At 65.9% G+C, this 2,211-nt stretch carries 2 protein-coding genes; both read left to right on the top strand.

The annotated features are described in order from the left end of the window. Positions 1-1,104, top strand: a 1,104-nt coding sequence (locus tag DMB66_RS59580; RefSeq protein WP_255441705.1) for a translation factor GTPase family protein, incomplete at its 5' end; no start/stop codon positions are given. Between the two features lie 128 nt (positions 1,105-1,232). Then, positions 1,233-2,211 (top strand): elongation factor Tu (gene tuf / locus DMB66_RS59575; RefSeq protein WP_125812673.1); only part of this gene is annotated, 979 nt, incomplete at its 3' end.

The following is a 2,211-nucleotide window of genomic DNA, read 5'->3' as shown; positions in this document are numbered from 1 at the left end:
TACTCCGGCACGCTCGACTCCGGTTCCCAGGTGGTCAACTCCACCAAGGACCGCAAGGAGCGGATCGGCAAGATCTACCAGATGCACGCCAACAAGCGCGAGGAGCGCCCCACGGCGTGGGCCGGCGACATCATCGCGGTGCAGGGTCTCAAGCAGACCACCACCGGTGACACGCTGAGCGACCCGGCGCACCCGGTCATCCTGGAGTCGATGACGTTCCCGGAGCCGGTCATCCAGGTCGCGATCGAGCCGAAGACCAAGTCGGACCAGGAGAAGCTGGGCGTCGCGATCCAGCGCCTGGCCGAAGAGGACCCGACCTTCCGCGTCTTCAACGACGAGGAGACCGGTCAGACGGTCATCGCCGGCATGGGCGAGCTGCACCTCGACATCCTCGTGGACCGCATGCGCCGCGAGTTCAACGTCGAGGCGAACATCGGTAAGCCGCAGGTGGCGTACCGCGAGACGATCCGCGGCAAGGTGGAGAAGCTCACGTACGTGCACAAGAAGCAGACCGGTGGCTCGGGCCAGTACGCGAAGGTCGTCGTCACCGTCGAGCCGTTGGAGCTCGCGGCGGACGGCCCGACCTACGAGTTCGTCAACGCGGTCTCCGGTGGTCGCATCCCGAAGGAATACATCCCTTCGGTGGACGCGGGCGCCCAGGACTCGCTGCAGTACGGCGTACTCGCCGGCTACCCGATGGTCGGCGTGAAGCTGACCCTGGTGGACGGCCAGTTCCACGAGGTCGACTCGTCGGAGATGGCGTTCAAGATCGCCGGCTCGATCGTGATGAAGGAGGCGGCCCGCAAGGCCGACCCCGCGCTGCTCGAGCCGATGATGGCCGTTGAGGTCACCACCCCTGAGGACAACATGGGTGACGTCATCGGTGACCTCAACTCCCGCCGTGGCATCATCCAGTCGATGGAGGAGCGTTCCGGCGCTCGCGTCATCAAGGCCCTGGTGCCGCTCTCGGAGATGTTCGGCTACGTCGGCGACCTGCGGTCGAAGACTCAGGGCCGGGCGAGCTACAGCATGCAGTTCGACTCCTACGCCGAGGTTCCTCAGAGCGTGGCGAAGGAGATCATCGCGAAGGCCACGGGCGCGTAAGCACCCGAGCCTGATGAGGCACGTGCGGTCCGTCGAGGACCGCACGTGCACGAGCAGTCGACAGAGTCCCCATCGCCTTATCGGGCGTGCCGGGCGAAAGTAAAGACACAGTCCACAGGAGGACACCAGTGGCGAAGGCGAAGTTCGAGCGGACTAAGCCGCACGTCAACATCGGCACCATTGGTCACATCGACCACGGTAAGACGACGCTGACTGCGGCCATCACGAAGGTCCTGCACGACGAGTACCCGGACCTCAACCCCTACACGCCGTTCGACGAGATCGACAAGGCGCCGGAGGAGAAGGCCCGCGGCATCACGATCTCGATCGCGCACGTCGAGTACCAGACCGCGACGCGGCACTACGCGCACGTGGACTGCCCCGGCCACGCCGACTACATCAAGAACATGATCACCGGTGCCGCCCAGATGGACGGCGCGATCCTGGTGGTCGCCGCGACCGACGGCCCGATGCCGCAGACCAAGGAGCACGTGCTCCTGGCCCGCCAGGTCGGCGTTCCGTACATCGTTGTCGCCCTGAACAAGAGCGACATGGTCGACGACGAGGAGCTCCTGGAGCTCGTCGAGCTCGAGGTTCGCGAGCTGCTCAGCACCTACGAGTTCCCGGGCGACGACCTTCCGGTCGTGCGCGTCTCGGCGCTCAAGGCGCTCGAGGGCGACGCGGAGTGGACCGAGAAGCTCATGGAGCTGATGAACGCGGTCGACACCGCGATCCCGCAGCCCGAGCGTGACACCGAGAAGCCGTTCCTCATGCCGATCGAGGACGTCTTCACGATCACCGGTCGCGGTACGGTCGTCACCGGCCGGGCCGAGCGCGGCATCCTCAAGCCGAACGAGGAGGTCGAGATCGTGGGCATCCGCGAGAAGTCGACCAAGACCGTTTGCACCGGCATCGAGATGTTCCGCAAGCTGCTCGACGAGGCCCGCGCGGGCGAGAACGTCGGCCTCCTGCTGCGCGGTATCAAGCGCGAGGACGTCGAGCGCGGCATGGTCGTGGTGAAGCCGGGCTCCAGCACTCCGCACACGGAGTTCGAGGGCCAGGTCTACATCCTCTCGAAGGAGGAGGGCGGCCGCCACACGCCGTTCT

The sequence above is a fragment of the Actinoplanes sp. ATCC 53533 genome, assembly GCF_003947245.1.
The sequence above is the reverse complement of the archived record's forward strand: the minus strand, read 5'-3'. Positions and strand labels throughout refer to the sequence as shown.